The sequence below is a fragment of the Thermovenabulum sp. genome (assembly GCF_049723235.1).
Taxonomy (GTDB): Bacteria; Bacillota; Thermosediminibacteria; order Thermosediminibacterales; family Thermosediminibacteraceae; genus Thermovenabulum.
In genome coordinates this window covers 14,063-34,687 of the sequence record NZ_JBNARB010000009.1, presented here as the reverse complement: position 1 = coordinate 34,687, position 20,625 = coordinate 14,063, and the positions used below count along the sequence as shown (strand labels likewise).

Below are 20,625 nucleotides of genomic sequence, written 5' to 3'. Positions count from 1 at the left end.
CCGTATCAAACAATGTAATCATTTAAATCTAACAGAATATTAGCCCTTTTTAACAGGGTAATGGAAGAAATAGGTGAAAAATATATATTCTTTTCCGTTATTATTATAGACTTGCCCTCTTGTTCTTCACTTTTTATAAAACCTTCCTCCTTTGCTATCTGTAAAAACTCCGATGTAGCCGCAGATTTAGCCGTACTGCTGTCCAAAATTGCTATGACGTCCCTGCTTTTTATCACCGTATTTTTACCTATATGGATAAACAAAAAACTCACCTCTTTTGCATTTTAAAAATCACGTCTTTTTTCATAATTTCCTTTAATTTTTCCTTCAATACCTCATCGGTTATATCAGCACATACCCTATCAATCCACGCAGTTTTTTCATCGGGAAGGTTTACATTAGTCAAATCTAACGGAATGTAAAGGTTCTCGTTAAATTCATTATATTTTTCTTCCTCTCTGTTTTTTTCTTCCCAGGAAACCACAAATCTTAGATCCTTTACCACCCTTTTGCCAAATCTGCTGTTTATCTTTTTTATTATTTCCTCTTTAAAATATAAAAGATGATGAGCCCAAACGGAATTTTTTACTCCCAGAAACAGGGTCTTCCCTTTTAAGGCCATAGGTTCCGAAATTTTATAAATTTCCTGACCGACTATATCTTTGTAGTAAATTCTTATTATTGCCTCGGTCAGTTTCAAATTGACATCCAAAATTTTATACCTTTTTTTTAATACATCACTTATTTTTTCCATCAAATCATCCTTCCTTGGGAAGGCAAATGAGAGATGCCCTTTTTAAAATTTCATCGGGAAGGTTTTTTATATCGGTTGCCGTAATAAATAATTGACCGTAATCGCCCTTCAATAAATTCTCCCTCCGATTATAATCTAATTCATAAAGCACGTCATCCAGCAAAATTATAGGCCTTTTGCCTGCATATTCATATATAATTTTTCCCCTGCTGAAAATCAGGCCTAAAACCAGAGTCCTTATCTCTCCCTGGGAACCGTACCTTTTTATTTCCCTGCCGCCCGACAAAAATATATAATCATCCGTATGAGGGCCCTGATACCCTCTTTTCATCTCTTCTTTTATCTTCAATTTTATGTCATCTATCGAAAATTCCCCTACCTCGGCAATAGGGGAATTGTACTTTAAGTCAATTAATGTATTATTTCCTGAAAAATCTGCGTAAAATTCGTTAACAAAGGGTATAAATTTTTTTAAAAATGCCAATCTCATTTTAACAATTACTGAAGAAAAATCTATAATCTTATCATTGAATACTTCTACAAGTTCTCTGTTATAGAAAAACTTTCTATCTTGATTTTTAATCAGTTTATTTTTTTGCATTAATACCCTGAAGTAATCTTTTAAATAATTGTAATAAGCCGGTTTAATTTCGGAAATTAATGAGTCAAAAAACCTTCTCCGGACAGATGGGCTTCCTTTTACCAGTGAAAGATTGTCGGGTGAAAAAAAAATTGTTCTTATCCTGCTGGATATATCCTTTACCTTTTTTATCTCAAAACCCATTTCTTTTATCTTTTTTGTACCGTCCCTGTTTAAAAAAATTTCCCTGTCTATTAAGTCTCCATTATCCTCAAAAATCCCTTTTATGTAAGAAAAATCGCTATCGAAATTTATAACTTCTATTTCCTTAGTTGTTTTTACAGGCCTGAAATTGCACAGGTAATAAATGGCTTCCAGTATATTTGTCTTTCCCTGGGCATTTTTCCCGAAAATTACATTGATATTTCCAAAAAAAAATTGCTGTTCTTTAAAATTCCTGAAATTACAAAGACGGAGTTCTACTATTTTCAAATCATTCACTCCCGCCTTTTACCGTATACTTTATCCCTTCTACCTCCACTTCGTCCCCCGGGTAAATTTTTCTCGACCTTTTTGTTTCTACTTCTCCGTTTACCCTGACTTTGCCTTCCTGTATCAAAACTTTTGCCTGACCTCCGGTAGACACTAAATTTGCCCATTTTAAAAACGAATCCAGTTTTATCCAATCCGTTTTTATTATCACATCCATACTTTACCCTTCACTCCTCAAGCGTATGGGAAGTAAAAAGTTTATATGATTTTCCACATTCAAGGGCTTAATTATCATCGGATTTACCTCTCCACCGAAATCCATAGATATTTCGGGATATTCTATGGATTTTAAAGCATCAATTAAAAATTTTGCATTAAAAGCCACCAGTAAATCCTCCCCCGATGTTTTGCATTTCACGTTTTCAGTGAAAATCCCCGCTTCCGACTCGGAACTTACAGTTATTACATCCTTTTTGATATCCAGTTTTACTACGTTGTTTTTACTACCTTCTTTTGCAAAAACATAAGCCCTTTCTATGCTTTCCAAAAGCTCATCGGTATTTGATGTCACCTTAACCTTTGGTTCAACTTTTACAATTTCCCTGTAGTCAATAAATTTTCCCTCTAAAACCCTTGAAGTTATGGTTTTCGCCTTTGATTTAAAAATAACCCGGTTGTCGGAATAATGTAATTCAAAATCTTTATCCTCATCCTCTAAATCTATTTTAGAAAATTCGGATAAAGTTTTTCCGGGAACTATTATACTAAAATCTTTTGCATCTACATCTTCCCATCTCCAGGCAATACGAAAACCATCCAAAGCCACTATATTAAACCTTCCCTCTTTAACTTCCAGGAGCTCTCCGGTAAGAACAGGTCTTGAGAGGGATTCTTCAGCTGTCGCAAAAATTGTCTGTTTAACCATTTTTTTAAACACTTCATGGGAAATCCTTAAAAGAGGAAAGGATTTTTCGGGAATTATTTCCGGGAAATCGTAGGGTTCAAAGCAGGGTAAGGATAATTTTATCTCTCCCGATTCCACCGTTATCTTATCTTCTTTTTTGTTAAAAAATATATTTCCCTTTGGAAGTTTTCTCATTATTTCTAAAAACACTTTTGAAGGTAAAACAGCACTACCCTCTTCAATAATATCTGCACTAACTGCTGTCTCTATACCTATATCCAAATCCGTGGCCGTAAGGATTAAGGTATTATTTTTTGCAGTAAATTTTATACCCGAAAGTATGGGTATTGTGGTTTTATTTGGAACAAATTTCTCTACCGTATTCAAAATGTCGGTGATTTTATCTTTTTCTATAGAAAAAATCATTTTATACACTCCCTCACTTATACTAATTTTTTTATTTTTCATAGAGGGATTTATCTTTAGTAGGAGTAGTAGTAAGTGCTGTGGATATGTGGATAAATATTGTGAATAACTTTCAAATAAGGTTTTTTAGAATTTAATAACTTGTGGATATGGGGTACAACTTATTATTAATAATTAACATAAAGGGGATTACCCGTAAAATTATCCACAAAAATCCACAAAGTATTCAGAAGATGTAAAGGAATTTTCCACAATTAACCGTTGATAATTTTTCTTTTCAAAGTATCCAATATAGAAGCGAGTTCTTTGTCTTTTGCCATGTCTTTTGCAATTTTATCACAGGCGTGAATCACCGTAGTATGGTCCCTTCCGCCGAACTCTTCTCCTATCTTAGGAAGGGAATAGTCGGTTAATTCTCTGGCTAAGTACATAGCAATCTGTCTTGCGTATGCCAGCTCTTTCGTTCTCTTTTTAGATTTAAAATCTTCAATTCTTATGGAAAAATGAGCGCCTACCGCATGGAGAATATCCGATATGGTTACGTTCTTTTGTTTTGTATTGGGAAGAAGATCCTTTAATACTAACTCGGCTAAGGATAGGTCAATGGGTTTATTTGTCAGAGAAGAGTAGGCTACTATCCTTATAAGGGCTCCTTCCAGCTCTCGGATATTTGTTTCAATTTTCTCGGCAATAAAATTGATTACTTCATCGGGTACGGTAAGGTTTTCCATTAAAGCCTTTTTTCGTAGAATAGCTATCCTTGTCTCAAAGTCGGGGGGTTGAATATCGGTGATAAGTCCCCATTCAAAACGGGATCTTAAGCGTTCCTCTAATGTTGGTATTTCTTTTGGGGGTCTGTCGCTGGAAATTATTATTTGTTTATTGGCTTCGTAAAGGGCGTTAAAGGTGTGGAAAAACTCCTCCTGAGTCCTTTCTTTACCGGCAATAAACTGGATGTCGTCAATTAGTAAAACATCAATATTCCTGTATTTATTTCTAAACTCTACATTTTTATCGTCTCTAATGGAGTTAATAAGTTCGTTTGTAAATTTTTCAGAAGAAACGTATACTACTTTGCAGTACGGGTTATGCTCTAAAATGTAGTGGCCTATAGCGTGCATCAGGTGGGTTTTTCCAAGCCCCACCCCGCCGTATATAAAAAAAGGATTGTAAGCCTTTGCGGGGGATTGGGCTACGGCTAAGGATGCTGCATGGGCAAACCGGTTGCTGTTTCCCACCACAAAGGTGTCAAAGGTATATTTGGGATTCAGGTTAGATTGACCGTCATCAGAGGTTTTAACGATTTCTTTTTCTATTTGAACCCCTGTATTATTCTCTGCTGTAGAAGATTCACTTACGGAAAAAGTGAGGGATATATCGGAGTTGAGAATGGATGTAAGAATATCTTTTAATAAATTGAGATATCGTTTTTCCAGGACACCTTTTATAAAATCATTGGGAACCTCGACTATCGCAATACCTTCACTTAAAGAAACGAGCTTTGTGGGTTTAAGAAAAGTATTGTAGGTTACATCGTTGTTCAATTCACTCCCGAGAATTTTCAGGACATGTTGCCAAATATCAGAAAGATTTCCGGTCATAAAAGTGAAACCTCCTCGGATAATAAAAAAAGAAAATAAAGCCATAGAAGGCTAATAAAATGATAGCAAAATATACTCTTTTATTCAATAAAAATCTATTTTCTTGACAATTATCAAATAATTAAGCTATAATCTATATAGTTTTTTATTCCCGAGGGGGTGAAGCTTTGAAACCTACTTATAACCCTAATAACAGGTACAGAAAAAAGGTTCACGGTTTTAGAAAGAGAATGAGGACAAAGAGCGGAAGAGATGTAATTAAAAGAAGAAGGTTAAAAGGAAGAAAAAGATTAACAGCGTAGGCCGCAAGAAAATCAATGCGGCCTAAGGCTGGATTTTTCGGAGGGCAAAAGGATTTGGAAAAGCGCCTTAGATTAACAAAAAATTTTGAATTTAATTTGGTTTATAAAAAGGGAAGGCGAATGGTATGCCCTCTTTTTAGCATGTACGCAAAAAAAAACAGGATAGGATATTCCAGGTTCGGAATTTCGGTAAGCAAAAAAATCGGAAAAAGCGTTGTGAGAAATAAGGTTAAAAGGCGTTTAAGGGAGATTTTAAGAAAAAATTACAATAAAATAAAGCCCGGTTACGATATAGTAATTTCCGCAAAAAGTGAAATAACGAAATACAATTACTGGGAAATTGAAAGCAAAGTTGTGGAAAATTTAAAAAAGATGGAATTATGGGTGGAACAAAATGAACAGATTGAATGATGCCGGCAAAAAATTTCTAATATTTATTATTATACTTTATCAGAGGTATATTTCGCCTTTGAAACCAAGAACCTGCCGGTTTTATCCCACCTGTTCCGAATATGCAAAGATTTCCATTGAGAAATACGGGGTTATAAAAGGAATCAGGATGGCGGTAAAAAGGATTTTAAGATGCCACCCGTTTAATCCCGGCGGATATGACCCCGTGGAATAAAAAAAATTAAGGAGGAGCTCTGTGTGGCTTTTTTAGAAAATATAATGAAAAGTTTGATGGATTTCCTTTATATTTATACGAGAAGTTACGGTTTGTCTATTATTATTCTGACGGTGATTATTAAGATTGTTCTTTTACCCTTTAGTTTTCAACAGTTTAATTCATTAAAGAAAATGCAAGAAATTGCCCCCGAACAGAAAAAACTTCAGGAAAAGTACAAAAATGACCCCCAGAAATTGAACAAGGAATTAATGGAACTTTATAAAAAACACGGTTATAACCCTATGGGAGGATGTCTTCCCCTGTTAATTCAATTCCCATTTATTATAGCACTGTTTAGTTTATTACAGCATTATAATTTCGGAAATACGGGGTTTTTATGGATCACCAATCTGGGAGCTCCCGATAAAACCTACATCCTGCCTGTACTTGCTGCTTTGACTACTTATTTATCTTCAAAGATGACTACGCCGGGAAAAGCAGACCAGCAGCAAAGTACAATGAATATTGTTATGTCCGGGTTCATTGGATGGATGGCGTTAAAATTTCCGTCGGGACTGGCGCTTTACTGGGTGGTAAGTAATATAATTCAAATTATTCAGCAGCTAATTATTGTTAGACCGACAGCCTCTAAAGGAGAGGGGGCAAAGTAATGAAAGAAATTGAAAAGCAGGGTAAAACGGTAGAGGAGGCAGTGGAGTGTGCCCTGAGGGAATTGGGTGCGAAAAGGGAAGAAGTGGAAATAACGGTTTTAGAAGAGGGAAGCCGGGGCCTTTTTGGGATTTTGTCAAAACAGGCAAGGGTTAGGGTCAGATTAAAGGAAAGGCCGGAAGAAAAAGCCGTTAAATTTTTAAAGGGGCTATTAATAAGATTAGACCTGTATGCCGAAATAGAGACTGAAAAAATAGAAGATTTTTTCAAAATAAATGTAAAAGGAAGAGGATTGGGAGTAATAATAGGGAAACACGGGGAAACCTTAAATTCTCTTCAGTACCTGGTAAATTTAGTTGCTAATAAGGGATGGCATGAATACATAAAAATAGTAATAGATGTAGAAAATTATAGGGAGAAGAGAGAAAGAGCACTGGTGGAACTTGCCGTAAAAATGGCAAAGAGGGTGAAAGAGACAAAAAAAAGCATTAAATTGGAACCCATGCCTCCTTACGAAAGAAAAATTATTCATAAGACACTGCAAAACGATCCACGCGTTAAGACTCACAGTGAGGGAGAAGAACCTTATAGAAGGGTTGTAATATCCTTGAAATGACCTCATGGTTTATACCATGAGGTCATATTACAAATAAAGGGGTTTTTGAAAATGAAGGAAGATACTATTGCTGCCATTTCAACACCGATGGGTGAAGGCGGAATAGGAATAATAAGGATTAGCGGTGAAGAAAGTTTTAAGATAGCAAAAAAATTATTTTACCCAAAAAGCAAGATAAGCTTTGAAGAGATGAAGCCCAGGACAATGTATCTCGGGAATATATATGATGATGAAGAAAAATATGTAGTGGACGAGGTATTGCTGGTAAAATTTAAAGCCCCAAATTCCTATACCACGGAGGATATGGTGGAAATTCACTCCCATGGGGGCTTCACCGCTGTGAGAAAGATATTAAATTTGGTATTAAGAAATGGGGCAAGGCTTGCACAACCCGGTGAATTTACAAAAAGAGCCTTTATAAACGGAAGGATTGACCTTTCCCAGGCAGAAGCCGTGATAGATATAATAAGGGCAAAAACCGATAAAGCCCTTAAAGTGGCGGTGGACCAGTTAAAGGGTAAAATTTCGGAAAAAATAAAGGAAATAATGGACAGCCTGTTAAGCGTTATTGCCTTAGTAGAAGCAAATATCGATTTTCCTGAAGAGGAGATACCCGAAGCTTCACCAGATATTATTCTTAAAAATATATATTACAATATTGAAAGATTGAATAATTTAAAAGAAAAGGCTGGTGCCGGGAAAATATTAAGAGAAGGAATCTCAACGGTTATAATTGGCAAACCTAATGTAGGAAAATCCTCGCTCCTAAACGCCCTGCTTATGGAAAAAAGGGCGATTGTCACCGAAATACCAGGAACTACAAGGGATGTAATTGAAGAATATATAAATGTTAAAGGAATACCCATTAAAATAATTGATACAGCAGGTATAAGAGACACAAAGGACCCTGTAGAAAAAATAGGTGTGGAGAGGGCAATGGAAAAGGTACAGGGAGCCGAACTGGTGCTTTTTGTGGTGGATGCTTTTGGCGAATTAGAGGAAGAGGATTACAAAATAATAGAAAATATAAGGGAAAAAAGGCTTCTAATCATCTTTAACAAAATAGATCTGGGACAAAAAATAGATGAGCAAAAGGTGAAAGAACTTCTGCCGGGGAAAAGAATTGTAAAAATATCGGCACTGAGAGATGAGGGTATAGAATTGTTGAGGGAGGAAATTTACGAATTAATCGTTAATGAAGTGGGTTCCCTGGAAGAAGGTATAATAATTACAGCTCAAAGACATATAGAAGCAATAAACAAAGCAATAGAAAGTTTGAAAGAAGCACAAATTACTGTAGAAAACAATCTCCCAATGGAAATAAGCGCTATTTATATAAGAGAAGCATGGGAATATTTGGGTGAGATTACCGGGGACAGCGTTAAAGAGGATATTCTCGATGCTATATTTGAAAATTTTTGTATAGGGAAATGAAGGTGAAGTGATATGGAATATACTGCTGGATATTATGATGTGGCAGTTGTGGGTGCAGGACATGCCGGTTGTGAGGCTGCCCTTGCCTGTGCAAGGCTGGGATTGAAAACGGTGGTATTCGCAATAAATTTGGATAGTATTGCTATGATGCCGTGCAACCCTTCCATAGGAGGTCCTGCAAAAGGTCACTTGGTGAGGGAGATAGATGCGCTGGGTGGCGAAATGGCTAAAAACACCGATAAAACATTAATTCAGGTAAGAATGCTAAATACGAAGAAGGGTCCTGCTGTAAGGGCATTAAGGGCTCAGGCGGATAAAAAGGCTTATCAATTTTCAATGAAATATACCTTAGAAAGTCAAGAAAACCTGGATATAGTCCAGGGTGAAGTGGTAAAAATTATTACAAAAAATAAGAAGGTAAAGGGAGTTGTTACGCGAACGGGAGGAGTTTATTACGCCAATGCCGTTATTCTCACTACCGGAGTGTATTTGAGAAGCAGAATAATAATCGGAGATGTTAATTACAGCGGTGGCCCCAACGGACTATTTCCCGCAAACGAACTATCCAATTGTTTACTGGACTTGGGTTTTGAACTGGGCAGGTTCAAAACGGGAACGCCTCCAAGAATTCATAAAAAATCAGTAGATTTTTCCAAAATGATAGAGCAACCGGGAGACGAAATAATGATTCCTTTTTCCTACGAAACAGAAGTGTTAAATAGACCTCAGGTTTCCTGCTGGCTGACATATACTACAAAAAAGACCCACGAGATAATCCTCGAAAATCTCCACAGGGCTCCCCTGTATAGAGGAGATATAAAAGGTGTCGGACCAAGATACTGTCCGAGTATAGAGGATAAGGTAGTGAGATTTTCAGATAAAGAATCCCATCAAGTATTCATTGAGCCGGAAGGGCTCAATACCAATGAAATGTACGTTCAGGGAGTTTCCACAAGTTTACCCGAGGATGTACAGGTTATGATGTTGCGATCAATTAAAGGTCTGGAAAACGTGAAACTAATGAGACCCGGATACGCTATAGAATACGATTACGTAGTTCCTACGCAGCTGCAGCTGACCCTGGAAACAAAAGAAATTGAAGGATTGTATATGGCAGGCCAGATTAATGGAACTTCGGGTTATGAAGAAGCTGCTGCCCAGGGTTTAATTGCTGGCATAAACGCAGCGTTAAAATTAAAGGATAGAGAACCTTTGATATTGAAAAGATCCGATGCGTATATAGGTGTATTGATAGACGACCTGGTAACAAAAGGTACAAACGAACCTTATAGAATGCTTACTTCTCGGGCGGAATACAGGCTGATTTTGAGAAATGACAACGCGGATATGAGGCTTACTGAAATAGGATATAAAATAGGATTAATAAGTGAAGACAGGTTCCGGAAGTTTTTGAAGAAAAAGAAGATGATAGAGGAAGAAATAGAAAGATTGAGAAATATTAAGATTACGCCAAATCAGGAGGTAAATGAAGAACTCGAAAAAATAGGAACAAGTCCGATAAACACCCCGGTAACCTTGGAGGACTTATTGAAAAGGCCGGAATTGGACTATGAGAAGATAAAGGTATTCGATAAGGATAGACCGGATTTGCCAAAGGAAATAATCGAACAGGTGGAAGTGGAAATTGCCTATGAAGGATATATAAACAGGCAGTTAAAACAGGTAGAGGCTTTTAAAAAGCTGGAAAATAAGAAAATTCCTCCCGATATTGACTATGATAAAATCTATGGACTTCGGACGGAAGCAAAGCAAAAGCTAAAGAAAATTAGGCCCGAATCTATCGGACAGGCCAGCAGAATATCCGGCGTGAATCCTGCGGATATATCCATTTTACTGATTTATTTGGAGTCGGAAAAAAGAAAAAAGGAAAAAGAAAGTGAAGAATAATGTTATGAGAGAGATACTTAAAGAAAAACTTTTAAAATGTGAAATTCTTTTGACGGAGGAAAAACTATATCTTCTGGAAAAATATTTTCAGGAAGTTATAAAGCATAATGAAATAACGAATCTAACTTCTGTAATAGATGAAACGGAATTTGCAGAAAAACATATAGTAGATTCCCTTTATCTTTTTAAACTGTTTAATTTAAGCGAATCGGGAAAATTGATTGATGTCGGAACGGGAGCCGGAATACCGGGGATAATATTAAAAATTGTTAGAGATGATTTGAATATTACTCTTCTTGATTCTGTGAAAAAGAAGACGGATTTTCTCGAGGAAGTTATTAAAAAATTGGATTTAAAAAATATTTGTGTTATAAACGATAGGGCGGAAAATTTAGGAAGAAATAGTGAACACAGGGAAAATTACGATTACTCCGTAGCAAGGGCGGTTTCCAACCTTTCCACCTTAGCCGAATTTTGCCTTCCTTTTGTGAAGGTGGGAGGATTTTTTTTGGCAATGAAGGGGGAAAAGGCAAAGGAGGAAATAGATAGTTCGCTTAAAGCAATGGAAATAATGGGTGGAAAAATTGAAGATGTAATATCCTACGATTTGCCGTCGGGGTATAAAAGGAAAATTATAGTAATAAGAAAGATAACAAAGACACCGGATAAATACCCTCGAAGGCCGGGTATACCTGAAAAGAGACCGATAAAATAAAAGAATAAATTGTTTTTTAGCAGTAAAGAAGGATATTTCTAAAAAGAATAGAATTTATAAAAAATAAATAGAAAAAATGTAAGGCGGTGGTAATTGGTGTGGGGGGAGAAGAAAAATGAGATAGTAAATATACCGGTAGATGCGATAAAGCCCAACCCCTATCAGCCGAGAAAAAATTTTGATGATGATTCCCTTAAAGATTTGACCGAATCCATAAAAAATTATGGTGTTCTGCAGCCGATAATAGTTAGAAGAATTGGAAAAACAAACTATGAATTAATTGCTGGCGAAAGAAGATGGAGAGCAAGCAAAATAGCGGGATTGAAGGAAATTCCAGCTATTATTAGAGATGCTAAGGAAACCGAAACCGCTATAATGGCATTAATAGAAAATTTGCAAAGGGAAAATTTGAATTTTATAGAGGAAGCGGAAGGCTACAGGCTTCTCATGGAAGAACATGGTCTAACTCAGGAACAATTGGCAATGAGGATAGGGAAAAGCCAGTCTACCATAGCTAACAAAATACGTTTATTGAAGATACCACCTGATATTTTGAAAATTATTTCCCAGGAAAACCTGACTGAAAGACATGCTCGAGCCCTTTTAAAACTTCCCGAAGAAGAAATGCAAAGGGAGGTAATCAAAAAAGTAGTTGAAAAGAGCTTAAATGTTAGGCAAACTGAAGAATTAGTGGAATCCTATATAACAAAGCAAAAACAGAAAGAGAAAAATAAGAAAAAAAATCTTAAAATCGCAATAAAGGATATCAGGATATTTGTTAATTCGATTAAAAAATTAGTATCGAATATAAAAGACACAGGCCTTAGTGCGGAATATAAGGAATACGATAAAGGGGATTATATAGAGCTGGTGGTTCAAATACCCAAGAGGTAGTGAACCATTATTTTTTTTATTTAATAGAAGGAAATAAAATGATAAAATAGAAATAATTATTATAATAAAACTGGGTTGGTGAAAGGATGGCAAAGATTATAGCAATTGCAAATCAAAAAGGTGGAGTGGGTAAAACTACCACTGCTGTGAACCTCAGCTCCTGTATAGCCTCCTTAGGGAAAAAAGTCCTGATAGTAGATATAGACCCGCAGGGGAATTCCACCAGCGGCCTGGGAATTGATAAAGAAAAATTAAAGGGATCCTTGTATAATGTTTTAATTAACGGTGAACCAATTGAAGAAAATATCATGGATACTAAATATAAAAACCTCTACATTATCCCTTCGAATATTCAATTAGCCGGAGCTGAAATAGAACTTGTTATGATGGAAGAAAGAGAGTATTTGTTAAAAAAATCCTTGGAAAATATAAGCGATCGGTATAATTATATTATCATTGATTGTCCTCCTTCTCTGGGACTTCTTACAATCAACGCCCTAACGGCTGCCAACTCGGTTTTGATACCCATACAATGCGAATATTATGCTTTAGAAGGTTTAAGCCAGCTGATGAATACAATAAAATTGGTTCAAAAATCATTAAATGAAACCCTTGAAATTGAAGGGGTTTTACTTACTATGTTTGATGCCAGAACAAATTTATCCATACAGGTAGTGGAAGAAGTGAAAAAATTTTTTAGAAATAAAGTATATAAAACAATAATCCCCAGGAATGTAAGGTTGAGTGAGGCGCCGAGCCACGGAAAGCCAATAATCGCCTATGACCCCAAATCCAGAGGATCCGAAGTATATATGGAACTGGCAAGGGAGGTGCTCGGAATTGCCTAAGAAGGCTCTTGGTAAGGGACTCGGGGCTTTAATCCCTGTAGATGAAGAAAAAGAAGAGAATCTAATAGAGATAGATGTAGATAAAATATATTCACGGGAAAATCAGCCAAGGAAAAATTTTGATGAAGAAAAACTAATAGAACTCGCCGAATCCATAAAAACTCACGGAATAATACAACCTATTATACTGAAAAAAACCGAAAAAGGGTATGAAATAGTTGCCGGTGAAAGAAGATGGAGGGCAGCAAAAATAGCCGGCTTAAAAAAAATTCCTGCTGTAGTAAAAGAGTTAACCAGGGAAGAAATAATGGAGGTCGCTTTAATTGAAAATATCCAGAGGGAAGATTTAAATCCTATTGAAGAAGCTGAAGCCTACAGGACTTTAATAGAGCAATGCGGGTTAACTCAGGAGGAACTGGCAAAAAAGCTCGGCAAAAGCAGGCCTTTTATAGCAAATACATTGAGATTATTGAATTTGGACGATGAGATAAAAAGTATGATGATTAAGGGGGAAATTAGTTCAGGGCATGCAAGGGCTCTATTATCGTTAGAAGATTCCGAAGAAAGGTTGTTACTGGCTAAAAAGATTTCAAAAGAAGGATTATCAGTAAGGGAAACCGAAGAATTTATTAAAAAGACGAGAGAAGATAAAATAAAGGGAAAAACTGATAAAGAAAAAAGAAATGAAGAAAACAGGTTCAATGTTATTGAAGAAATTTTGCGTTCTGCATTGGGAACAAAAGTAACGGTTAAAGGTAATGAAGAAAGAGGCAAGATTGAAATAGAATTTTACTCTAAGGAAGAGCTGGAGAGGATAATTGAATTAATAACACTATAAATTGTTTCACGTGAAACATCTTTTTAAATTATATCCTGACGGGAGGGAAATTCCTGAACGAAGGGGGGAGGAAATTATGTTAATTTTAAAAACGGCTTTCCCTCCGGGAGGATAAAGGTGATTAATTGTCACTAAAAATCAATAAATTAAGGAGGGAAAGTAATGGAGTATGTATTAAAAGAGGATCCTGAAAATTTAAAGGCAGATTTTATTGATGATCAGAAAATTTTAGAAGCTCTGAAAAGAGGAGAAAAAGCTACAAAAAGCGAAATAAGGGAGATAATTGAAAAGGCGAGAGAAGCAAAAGGCTTAGATATTAATGAAGTGGCAAGCCTACTTTATTTGGAAGATGAGGAGTTACTGGAAGAATTATACCTGGTTGCTAAGGAAGTCAAAAACAAAATTTACGGTAACAGGATAGTCATATTTGCACCTCTTTATTTCAGCGACTACTGCGTAAACAACTGCAGGTATTGCGGTTACAGAAGAGATAATAATGCCAAGAGAAGAAGGCTGACCATGGAAGAAGTCAGGGAAGAAGTGCAAATACTGGAAGAAATGGGGCATAAAAGACTTGCCTTAGAAGCGGGGGAAGACCCGGTAAACTGCCCGATAGACTATACTCTGGAAGTAATTAAGACCGTGTACGATACTAAGTTAAAAAACGGCAGTATAAGAAGGGTCAACGTAAATATAGCCGCCACCAGGGTGGAAAATTATAAAAAATTGAAAGAGGTTGGAATTGGAACGTATATACTATTTCAGGAAACTTACCATAGACCAACGTACAAATACATGCATCCTGCCGGTCCAAAAAGCGATTATGATTATCACACTACTGCTATGGACAGAGCCATGCTTGGGGGTATAGATGACGTAGGATTGGGCGTGCTGTTTGGCCTTTACGATTTTAAATATGAAGTGGTGGCGCTGATAATGCACGCCAAATACTTGGATGAGAAGTACGGGGTGGGACCGCATACCATTTCCTTCCCCAGGTTGAGGCCGGCTAAAGGGGTCGATTTGAAAAGCTTCCCGTATCTGGTAAGCGATAAAGATTTCAAGAAAATTGTAGCTATTGTAAGACTTGCCGTTCCCTATACGGGAATGATCCTTTCGACCAGGGAAAAGCCGGATTTTAGAGAAGAGGTTATTTCGGTAGGTATTTCTCAAATAAGCGCCGGATCATGTACGGGTGTGGGAGGATATCACGACGAAATCAGCAGAAAAGAAACAAATGCCTGTTATCAATTCGAAGTAGAAGATAAAAGGACTCCCAACGAGGTATTGATGTCCCTCTGCCAGCAGGGGTACTTGCCCAGTTATTGTACTGCCTGCTACCGAATGGGGAGAACCGGCGATAGGTTCATGGAACTGGCAAAATCCGGGAACATACAGAACCTTTGCCAGCCGAATGCCATTTTGACTTTTAAAGAATTTCTGATGGATTACGCCGATGAAAAATTAAAAGCAATAGGAGAAAAAGTAATTCAAAAAAGTCTAATGGATATTCCTGACGAAACCATCAGAAAAAAGACTATTGAAAAATTATTGCGATTGGAACGGGGGGAGAGGGATCTATACTTTTAGTGAAAAACCCGGGAAAAATCCCCGGGTTTTTTCGTAAAAACTTTTAATTTAAAGACGAAAAGTTATAACAAAAAGAATTGGGGGATAAAAATTGCTGGGCACGGTAGTTAATTCCGTATCAATACTTTTAGGTTCACTCTTGGGATATTTTTTAAAAAACAGTTTCAGCGAAGATATTAAGTCAACGGTGATGCAGGGGCTTAGCCTTACGGTAATGCTTATAGGAATATCCATGAGCATCAAGACAAATAACTTACTGGTTGTTACTTTGAGTATAGTTACCGGAGCAATCATCGGCGAAATTTTAAAAATAGAAGAAGGACTTAATAAAATAGGAGGAAGGATTGAAAAGAAGTTTTCTAAATCCGAAGGAGAGTTTACAAAGGCTTTTGTAACGGCAAGTTTAGTATATTGTGTGGGAGCCATGGCTATTATGGGCTCCATTGAAAGCGGCTTGAACGGAAACCACAGTATTCTTTTTGTTAAGTCAATACTCGACGGGGTTTCGTCTATTGTTTTCACTTCCAGCTTAGGTATAGGAGTGGCCTTCTCCTCCCTTCCGGTTTTTATCTACCAGGGAGCGATAACGCTATCTGCAAGATTTATTAAAGCGTATTTAACCCAGGAAATAATTAGAGAAATGACCGCTACGGGAGGTCTTTTAATATTCGGCATAGGCATAAACATGCTTTCAGGGAAATCTCGAGTAAAGGTGGGTAATCTTCTGCCCGCAATATTTACAGCAGTATTTATAACTTATTTATTCATAAAATTTAATTTTTATTAATATTATTGATAAAATTAAAGACCTAAGGGAGGCAAATAAAAATGCAGCTACAGTACATACAGGAAGTAAAGAGACTAATTGGAGAAAATATCGATACACTTATATTAATAACTGTTTTCCTTTATATTGCCGCACTTATAATTTTTATTGCTGTGAGCGTAAAATTGACAAAAATTATGAAGAAATATCAGGCACTTACAAGGGGAATGGATGGAAAAAACCTGGAGGAAATTTTGATGATGATAGCCAAGGATGTAAAAGAGGCAAAGGAAGAGGGGGTTAAGATCCAAAAAAAAGTAAAAGATTTTGAAGAAAGATCGAAGGCTGCATTACAAAAATTTCACGCCATCAGGTATAATGCTTTTGAAAATATGGGAAGCGACCTTAGCTTCAGCATTGCCCTGTTAAACGGGAATAATGATGGATTTATAATAACCAGCATTTACGGGAGGGATGAGAACAGGGTGTATTTAAAGCCCATCAGCGGTGGAACCAGTACGTATTTGTTAAGTGAAGAGGAGAAAAAGGTTTTACAAAAGGCACTCTCCGAATAGCCGGGAGGATGATATATGAAAAAAAAGAAAGATAGCATGACCATAATGATAGTTCCCCATTCGGATAAAAAAACCCTTTCCTTCTTTCTGGATTCTAAAAAAATTTCCATAGTTAAATATGGCGTGATATTTTCTTTGTTTCTTATTCTGTTTTTAACTTTTAACCTGATAAGATACATAAATCTCATTAAATCGGAAAATTATAAACTCTTACAGGAAAATCAAAATTACAAGGAAATGGAACATAAAATAAAAGAATACAATCAGCAGAAAAAACAATTAGAAGACAAAATAAATGAGGTGGAAAAAAAATTGTCCAAAATAGAGGAATTGGAAGGTAAATTAAACCAGGTATTAAAGGACAATACATTTAAAATACAAGATTACGGGCTTCTACAGCAGAAAACTACGGGGCTTTCCAGCCGCGGGGATATAAATCGAGGAGAATTACTTTTGGTACTAAACGATCTAAACGAAAAATTAGCGGAAAAGGAAAAAAATCTGAAAAATCTTTCAGAGGCTTTAATGGAACTGAAGGAAAGGGTAGACTCCATCCCGGGTCTATGGCCGGTGCAGGGTGAAATAACTTCTTACTTTGGCTACAGGAAAAACCCTTTTGGCAGAGGTAGAGAGTTTCACGACGGAATTGATATTTCGGCAGCTTACGGTACAAAAATTAAAGCGGCGGCAAACGGAGTAGTGATATTTGCCGGATACAAGGCGGGATATGGATATACGGTGATTATTAATCACAATAATGGAATTCAGACCATGTATTCTCATGCTTCAAAAATACTTGTAAGAAAAGGACAAAAAGTATTAAAGGGCCAGGATATAGCTGCAGTGGGAAGCACGGGAAGAAGCACCGGTGCTCACCTTCATTTTTCTCTTTTACATAATGGAAGATTTATCGATCCTTTAACTTACATAAAAAAACAATCCGATCAGGATTGATGAAAACAGGGGGGAATTTATGTTCGGCAAAAAGGAAGAATTAAATTCGGTGAAAGACAGGGTAGAAACGATTATAGGAAAAAACGCTGAATTTCAGGGTAAGATAATTTCAAGCGGGGTCCTTAAAATCGATGGAACAATGGAGGGCGAGATAGAAAGCGAAAGCGATATAATAATATCGGAAGGATCTAAGGTAAAAGCCCAGATAAAGGCTAACAATGCCGTAATAGCGGGCGAATATCAGGGCAATATATTTTTGAAAGGAAAACTATATATTAAAACTTCGGGGAAGGTAATCGGAGATGTGAAGGTTGAAGGGATTATAGTGGAAGAGGGCGCTGAATTTAACGGTAAATGCGAAATGATAAGGACGGAAAACGGATAAAAAATGCAGGAAGGGGAGAAATAACGGTTGTCGGTATTTTTTGTAATAAATCCGGTAGCAGGAAGAGGAAGGGCTAAAGGGGTTTGGTCTAAAATCCAAAAAAAGATCGATATAGAATACGATTACTGCTTTACCAGCCGAGCAGGAGAAGCTACTTATTTAGCGCAAAAAGCCTGGGAACAGGGTTTTAACGCCATAGTTTCGGTAGGTGGAGATGGAACCATAAGGGATATTGTAAAATCCTTAGCCGGTAAAGATGCAAAATTAGGTATAATACCTGCGGGGACAGGTAATGATTTTGCGAGGACTGTAGGTATTCCCGAAGATATTGAGAAATCTTTAGAATTGATTAAAAGGGGTAACACCAGAAAGGTAGATGTTATAAGCTGTAACGGTGAAATACTCATTAACGCAGCGGGGGCAGGGCTGGATGCCTCCGTAGCGGACTCAGTAAATAATGAAGTTAAGTTTTTAAAGGGTAGCGCGGCCTATATATTTGCAGTAATAAAGACCCTTTTAAGGTTTAAACCTCAGGAAGTGGAAATTATTCTGGATGGGAAAGTGTTAAAAAAAAGGGTGTGGCTTGTTACGGTTAGCAATGGCAGGTATTACGGCGGCGGTATGATGATATGCCCTACCGCTCAGCCGGATGACGGGCATCTGGATGTTTCGATTGTAAATGAGGTTAGTAAACTTGAGATATTAAGATTTTTACCAAAAGTATTCAAAGGAAGGCATACCACCCATCGGTCGTACGAAACCTTCCGGGGAAAGAAGGTGACAATAAAAAGCCAATCCCCGATTTTGGTTCACACCGATGGGGATATAATTGGGGTTACGCCAAAAACCTTTGAAGTCTGGCCGGGGGCTATAAATATTATTTCATGAAATAAAGGATTATTCCTTTATGTATGGAATCCGAGATAACCTTTGCCATTTCATAGACTATATAAAGCCTCGTATTTTGCAGGACTAAGTACTCCATGAGACCTCCAAAATTGACGGTTCCCGTAATATGAAAAGCTCCAACGGGAGGTAATTCTTTTTTTACTCCGGCACCGGGTTTTAACGGTCCCTTACCCAGCTTAATAGTGCCGATATTTTCAAGCCTTCCTAAGGAAGCGTCTATGGCTATAATAAAAGGTTTTTCCTTCGAATCGTTCAGCTCCTGCAATACTTTTTCGAGATTTCCGGCGTGAACCGGCTCTTTCAGACATCCGAAAACGCTGACAAGGGGGATTTTTTGAATAACAGGATCTTCTAAAAGAAAATTTCCTACTATTGGTCCTAAGGAATCACCTGTGGATCTATCGGTTCCGATACATAAAAAAACAATTTCGCTTTGCTGCCTCCATTCCTCTTCTAAAATTCTCCATATGCCTCTTGAAAGGATTTCAGAAGCAAGAGGATTTTCTATATGAACCCTTATTTCGTCGGTTCGCAATAACTGCGGTATTATCATCGGGAACCTCCCAAAAGAGCATTTTTTAATATTATTGACATTAATAGTAAAAATCTATTCATTTTTGTAACAAAATTCCATAAAATGCATATCTTATTAATAAGTATCCTTTTTTAGAGGAGATGCTTTTTATGAATTTCCTCGATATTCTTTTAATTTTTATTTTTATAAAAGGAGCTATAGATGGATACACAAGAGGGATTGTAACTTCTGCTATAAATGTAGTGGGAATAATAATTTCAATCTATGCTGCTATTTTTTATCAGAAAAACACTGTAGATTTTCTTTCAAAAAATTTCGGCCTGGAACGAAGATTAGCTCAGGTTTTTAATTTGGGTATTGAGAGATTACCTTCCGATTCCCTGCCGGCCGGCATATTAAATCATAAAATGATTTTGGATATGGCATTAAATGCAATAGCTTTTCTTGTGATTTTTGCCGGAATACAGATAATTTTTACCGTGGCTGAATATTTTATAGCGGGCTTAACAAAGCAAACAAAAATGTCTTTTTTAAACAGGCTGTCCGGAGCTTTTTTATCCCTTATTGCTATTGCTTTATGGCTTTCCATAGTTACAACAGTTTTTCAGCCCTTCTTCACAATTTTCACCAATAGATACCTGTGGAATGTGCTCAACGGATCGAAAATATTGAATCAGCTAAAGGTTATTGATACAATATTTCCGAAGGTTATAAAATTTATTTAAAAAAGGAGGGAAAAAATGATAAGGGTGGACTGCAGGGGGAGAAAATGCCCGGAACCTGTTATTATGACTAAAAACGCACTGGAAGAAAATGTTAATATTGAAGATATAAATGTAATCGTAGATAATGAGGTGTCAAAAGAAAATGTAACTAAGTTTTTAAAAAGCAGAGGATTTTCCGTAAAAGCGGAAGAAAAGGAAGGACTATTTTATTTAACTGCCCATAAGGAAGAAAAAAAAGAAGATACAACTAAGGAAAAAGATGCTTATGTGGTGCTGATTGGCAGGAATACTTTTGGACAAGGTTCAAAAGAGCTCGGGAAATTACTTATGAGAAGTTTTTTATATGCATTGAGCGAATCGCAAAAACTACCCGAATCCATAATGTTTGTTAACAGCGGAGTTTTTTTGACCACCGAGGGTTCAGAAATGACGGGAATATTAAAAACCCTTGAAGAAAAAGGAGTAAGTATACTTTCCTGCGGTACCTGCCTGGATTACTATAACCTTAAAGAGAAACTGCAGGTGGGAAGCGTTACAAATATGTACACAATAGTAGAAAAAATGACTTTATTTAAAACCATTACGATATAAAGGGTGT

General features: G+C 36.7%; 26 protein-coding genes. 19 read left to right on the top strand and 7 right to left on the bottom strand.

Translation table 11 applies throughout. The features are described 5' to 3' along the window. Positions 1-5: 5 nt before the first annotated feature. From remB to dnaA, 6 genes are all read right to left on the bottom strand, one after another. Complete coding sequence (gene remB / locus ACPLOV_RS06190) at positions 6-263, bottom strand: extracellular matrix regulator RemB (protein ID WP_424908261.1); 258 nt, start codon at positions 261-263, stop codon at positions 6-8. A gap of 5 nt (positions 264-268) precedes the next feature. Further along, complete coding sequence (locus ACPLOV_RS06185; protein WP_424908260.1) at positions 269-754, bottom strand: DUF721 domain-containing protein; 486 nt, start codon at positions 752-754, stop codon at positions 269-271. Positions 755-758: 4 nt separating this feature from the next. Further along, a complete protein-coding gene (recF, locus tag ACPLOV_RS06180; RefSeq protein ID WP_424910826.1) occupies positions 759-1,826 on the bottom strand; it encodes a DNA replication/repair protein RecF in 1,068 nt (355 codons plus the stop codon). 1 nt (position 1,827) lies between these two features. Continuing rightward, positions 1,828-2,043 (bottom strand): S4 domain-containing protein YaaA, encoded by a 216-nt coding sequence (gene yaaA, locus ACPLOV_RS06175; protein ID WP_424908258.1) that lies wholly within the window; start codon positions 2,041-2,043, stop codon positions 1,828-1,830. A 3-nt stretch (positions 2,044-2,046) separates the two neighbouring features. Then, positions 2,047-3,156, bottom strand: a complete 1,110-nt coding sequence (dnaN, locus tag ACPLOV_RS06170; RefSeq protein WP_424910825.1) for a DNA polymerase III subunit beta — start codon at positions 3,154-3,156, stop codon at positions 2,047-2,049. A gap of 254 nt (positions 3,157-3,410) precedes the next feature. Beyond that, complete coding sequence (gene dnaA, locus ACPLOV_RS06165; RefSeq protein WP_424908256.1) at positions 3,411-4,757, bottom strand: chromosomal replication initiator protein DnaA; 1,347 nt, start codon at positions 4,755-4,757, stop codon at positions 3,411-3,413. Between the two features lie 167 nt (positions 4,758-4,924). Between dnaA and rpmH the strand changes: the two genes are divergently transcribed. The 17 genes from rpmH to ACPLOV_RS06080 all read left to right on the top strand — a co-directional run bounded on the left by rpmH (position 4,925) and on the right by ACPLOV_RS06080 (position 18,746). Further along, positions 4,925-5,059, top strand: coding sequence for a 50S ribosomal protein L34 (gene rpmH / locus ACPLOV_RS06160; protein ID WP_068747706.1), 135 nt, complete (start codon positions 4,925-4,927; stop codon positions 5,057-5,059). A gap of 54 nt (positions 5,060-5,113) precedes the next feature. Beyond that, positions 5,114-5,470 carry a ribonuclease P protein component gene (gene rnpA / locus ACPLOV_RS06155; protein ID WP_424910824.1) on the top strand — a complete coding sequence of 119 codons (357 nt, stop codon included), beginning with the start codon at positions 5,114-5,116 and terminating at the stop codon, positions 5,468-5,470. Further along, positions 5,454-5,684 (top strand): membrane protein insertion efficiency factor YidD, encoded by a 231-nt coding sequence (gene yidD, locus ACPLOV_RS06150; protein ID WP_424908254.1) that lies wholly within the window; start codon positions 5,454-5,456, stop codon positions 5,682-5,684. Before rnpA ends, yidD begins: the two co-directional genes overlap by 17 nt. Before the next feature lie 23 nt (positions 5,685-5,707). After that, the gene (locus ACPLOV_RS06145; protein WP_424908253.1) at positions 5,708-6,337 is read left to right on the top strand and encodes a YidC/Oxa1 family membrane protein insertase; all 630 of its coding nucleotides are present in this window, start codon (positions 5,708-5,710) and stop codon (positions 6,335-6,337) included. Further along, positions 6,337-6,951, top strand: coding sequence for an RNA-binding cell elongation regulator Jag/EloR (jag, locus tag ACPLOV_RS06140; protein ID WP_424908252.1), 615 nt, complete (start codon positions 6,337-6,339; stop codon positions 6,949-6,951). The genes ACPLOV_RS06145 and jag overlap by 1 nt, the downstream gene beginning before the upstream one ends. Before the next feature lie 51 nt (positions 6,952-7,002). Next, positions 7,003-8,385: a tRNA uridine-5-carboxymethylaminomethyl(34) synthesis GTPase MnmE gene (gene mnmE, locus ACPLOV_RS06135; protein WP_424910823.1), complete on the top strand. Its 1,383-nt coding sequence runs from the start codon at positions 7,003-7,005 to the stop codon at positions 8,383-8,385. A gap of 12 nt (positions 8,386-8,397) precedes the next feature. After that, entirely contained in the window at positions 8,398-10,293 is a 1,896-nt protein-coding gene (mnmG, locus tag ACPLOV_RS06130; protein WP_424910822.1) for a tRNA uridine-5-carboxymethylaminomethyl(34) synthesis enzyme MnmG, read from the top strand. Continuing rightward, positions 10,283-11,008 carry a 16S rRNA (guanine(527)-N(7))-methyltransferase RsmG gene (rsmG, locus tag ACPLOV_RS06125; protein WP_424908249.1) on the top strand — a complete coding sequence of 242 codons (726 nt, stop codon included), beginning with the start codon at positions 10,283-10,285 and terminating at the stop codon, positions 11,006-11,008. The genes mnmG and rsmG overlap by 11 nt, the downstream gene beginning before the upstream one ends. Before the next feature lie 96 nt (positions 11,009-11,104). Continuing rightward, a complete protein-coding gene (gene noc / locus ACPLOV_RS06120; RefSeq protein ID WP_424910821.1) occupies positions 11,105-11,902 on the top strand; it encodes a nucleoid occlusion protein in 798 nt (265 codons plus the stop codon). A gap of 86 nt (positions 11,903-11,988) precedes the next feature. Then, on the top strand, positions 11,989-12,750 hold the full coding sequence (locus ACPLOV_RS06115) for a ParA family protein (RefSeq protein WP_424908247.1): 762 nt from the start codon (positions 11,989-11,991) through the stop codon (positions 12,748-12,750). Next, on the top strand, positions 12,743-13,588 hold the full coding sequence (locus ACPLOV_RS06110) for a ParB/RepB/Spo0J family partition protein (protein WP_424910820.1): 846 nt from the start codon (positions 12,743-12,745) through the stop codon (positions 13,586-13,588). Before ACPLOV_RS06115 ends, ACPLOV_RS06110 begins: the two co-directional genes overlap by 8 nt. Before the next feature lie 162 nt (positions 13,589-13,750). Beyond that, a complete protein-coding gene (gene hydG, locus ACPLOV_RS06105) occupies positions 13,751-15,178 on the top strand; it encodes a [FeFe] hydrogenase H-cluster radical SAM maturase HydG (RefSeq protein ID WP_424909623.1) in 1,428 nt (475 codons plus the stop codon). A 91-nt stretch (positions 15,179-15,269) separates the two neighbouring features. Continuing rightward, on the top strand, positions 15,270-15,965 hold the full coding sequence (locus ACPLOV_RS06100) for a DUF554 domain-containing protein (RefSeq protein ID WP_424909624.1): 696 nt from the start codon (positions 15,270-15,272) through the stop codon (positions 15,963-15,965). A 41-nt stretch (positions 15,966-16,006) separates the two neighbouring features. Then, the gene (locus ACPLOV_RS06095) at positions 16,007-16,519 is read left to right on the top strand and encodes a DUF4446 family protein (RefSeq protein ID WP_424909625.1); all 513 of its coding nucleotides are present in this window, start codon (positions 16,007-16,009) and stop codon (positions 16,517-16,519) included. A 15-nt stretch (positions 16,520-16,534) separates the two neighbouring features. Then, entirely contained in the window at positions 16,535-17,473 is a 939-nt protein-coding gene (locus tag ACPLOV_RS06090) for a peptidoglycan DD-metalloendopeptidase family protein (protein WP_424909626.1), read from the top strand. A 19-nt stretch (positions 17,474-17,492) separates the two neighbouring features. After that, on the top strand, positions 17,493-17,858 hold the full coding sequence (locus ACPLOV_RS06085) for a bactofilin family protein (RefSeq protein WP_424909627.1): 366 nt from the start codon (positions 17,493-17,495) through the stop codon (positions 17,856-17,858). Between the two features lie 27 nt (positions 17,859-17,885). Further along, positions 17,886-18,746, top strand: coding sequence for a diacylglycerol/lipid kinase family protein (locus ACPLOV_RS06080; RefSeq protein ID WP_424909628.1), 861 nt, complete (start codon positions 17,886-17,888; stop codon positions 18,744-18,746). Here the strand turns inward: ACPLOV_RS06080 and yyaC are convergent. Next, entirely contained in the window at positions 18,736-19,320 is a 585-nt protein-coding gene (gene yyaC / locus ACPLOV_RS06075) for a spore protease YyaC (RefSeq protein ID WP_424909629.1), read from the bottom strand. The genes ACPLOV_RS06080 and yyaC overlap by 11 nt on opposite strands. Positions 19,321-19,451: 131 nt before the next feature. On the opposite strand from yyaC, the gene ACPLOV_RS06070 reads away from it, so the two are divergent. Both ACPLOV_RS06070 and yedF read left to right on the top strand, forming a co-directional pair. Then, entirely contained in the window at positions 19,452-20,027 is a 576-nt protein-coding gene (locus ACPLOV_RS06070) for a CvpA family protein (RefSeq protein WP_424910819.1), read from the top strand. Positions 20,028-20,042: 15 nt separating this feature from the next. Further along, positions 20,043-20,618 (top strand): sulfurtransferase-like selenium metabolism protein YedF, encoded by a 576-nt coding sequence (yedF, locus tag ACPLOV_RS06065; protein ID WP_424909631.1) that lies wholly within the window; start codon positions 20,043-20,045, stop codon positions 20,616-20,618. The last annotated feature ends 7 nt before the right edge of the window (positions 20,619-20,625 follow it).

Coding starts and splice junctions, on each gene's coding strand:
- ACPLOV_RS06090 (WP_424909626.1), top strand. CDS start 16,535: ATGAAAAAAAAGAAAGATAGCATGACCATAATGATAGTTCCCCATTCG.
- mnmE (WP_424910823.1), top strand. CDS start 7,003: ATGAAGGAAGATACTATTGCTGCCATTTCAACACCGATGGGTGAAGGC.
- ACPLOV_RS06095 (WP_424909625.1), top strand. CDS start 16,007: ATGCAGCTACAGTACATACAGGAAGTAAAGAGACTAATTGGAGAAAAT.
- jag (WP_424908252.1), top strand. CDS start 6,337: ATGAAAGAAATTGAAAAGCAGGGTAAAACGGTAGAGGAGGCAGTGGAG.
- ACPLOV_RS06185 (WP_424908260.1), bottom strand. CDS start 754: ATGGAAAAAATAAGTGATGTATTAAAAAAAAGGTATAAAATTTTGGAT.
- yedF (WP_424909631.1), top strand. CDS start 20,043: ATGATAAGGGTGGACTGCAGGGGGAGAAAATGCCCGGAACCTGTTATT.
- ACPLOV_RS06070 (WP_424910819.1), top strand. CDS start 19,452: ATGAATTTCCTCGATATTCTTTTAATTTTTATTTTTATAAAAGGAGCT.
- ACPLOV_RS06085 (WP_424909627.1), top strand. CDS start 17,493: ATGTTCGGCAAAAAGGAAGAATTAAATTCGGTGAAAGACAGGGTAGAA.
- hydG (WP_424909623.1), top strand. CDS start 13,751: ATGGAGTATGTATTAAAAGAGGATCCTGAAAATTTAAAGGCAGATTTT.
- mnmG (WP_424910822.1), top strand. CDS start 8,398: ATGGAATATACTGCTGGATATTATGATGTGGCAGTTGTGGGTGCAGGA.
- yyaC (WP_424909629.1), bottom strand. CDS start 19,320: ATGATAATACCGCAGTTATTGCGAACCGACGAAATAAGGGTTCATATA.
- yaaA (WP_424908258.1), bottom strand. CDS start 2,043: ATGGATGTGATAATAAAAACGGATTGGATAAAACTGGATTCGTTTTTA.
- ACPLOV_RS06115 (WP_424908247.1), top strand. CDS start 11,989: ATGGCAAAGATTATAGCAATTGCAAATCAAAAAGGTGGAGTGGGTAAA.
- dnaA (WP_424908256.1), bottom strand. CDS start 4,757: ATGACCGGAAATCTTTCTGATATTTGGCAACATGTCCTGAAAATTCTC.
- yidD (WP_424908254.1), top strand. CDS start 5,454: ATGAACAGATTGAATGATGCCGGCAAAAAATTTCTAATATTTATTATT.
- dnaN (WP_424910825.1), bottom strand. CDS start 3,156: ATGATTTTTTCTATAGAAAAAGATAAAATCACCGACATTTTGAATACG.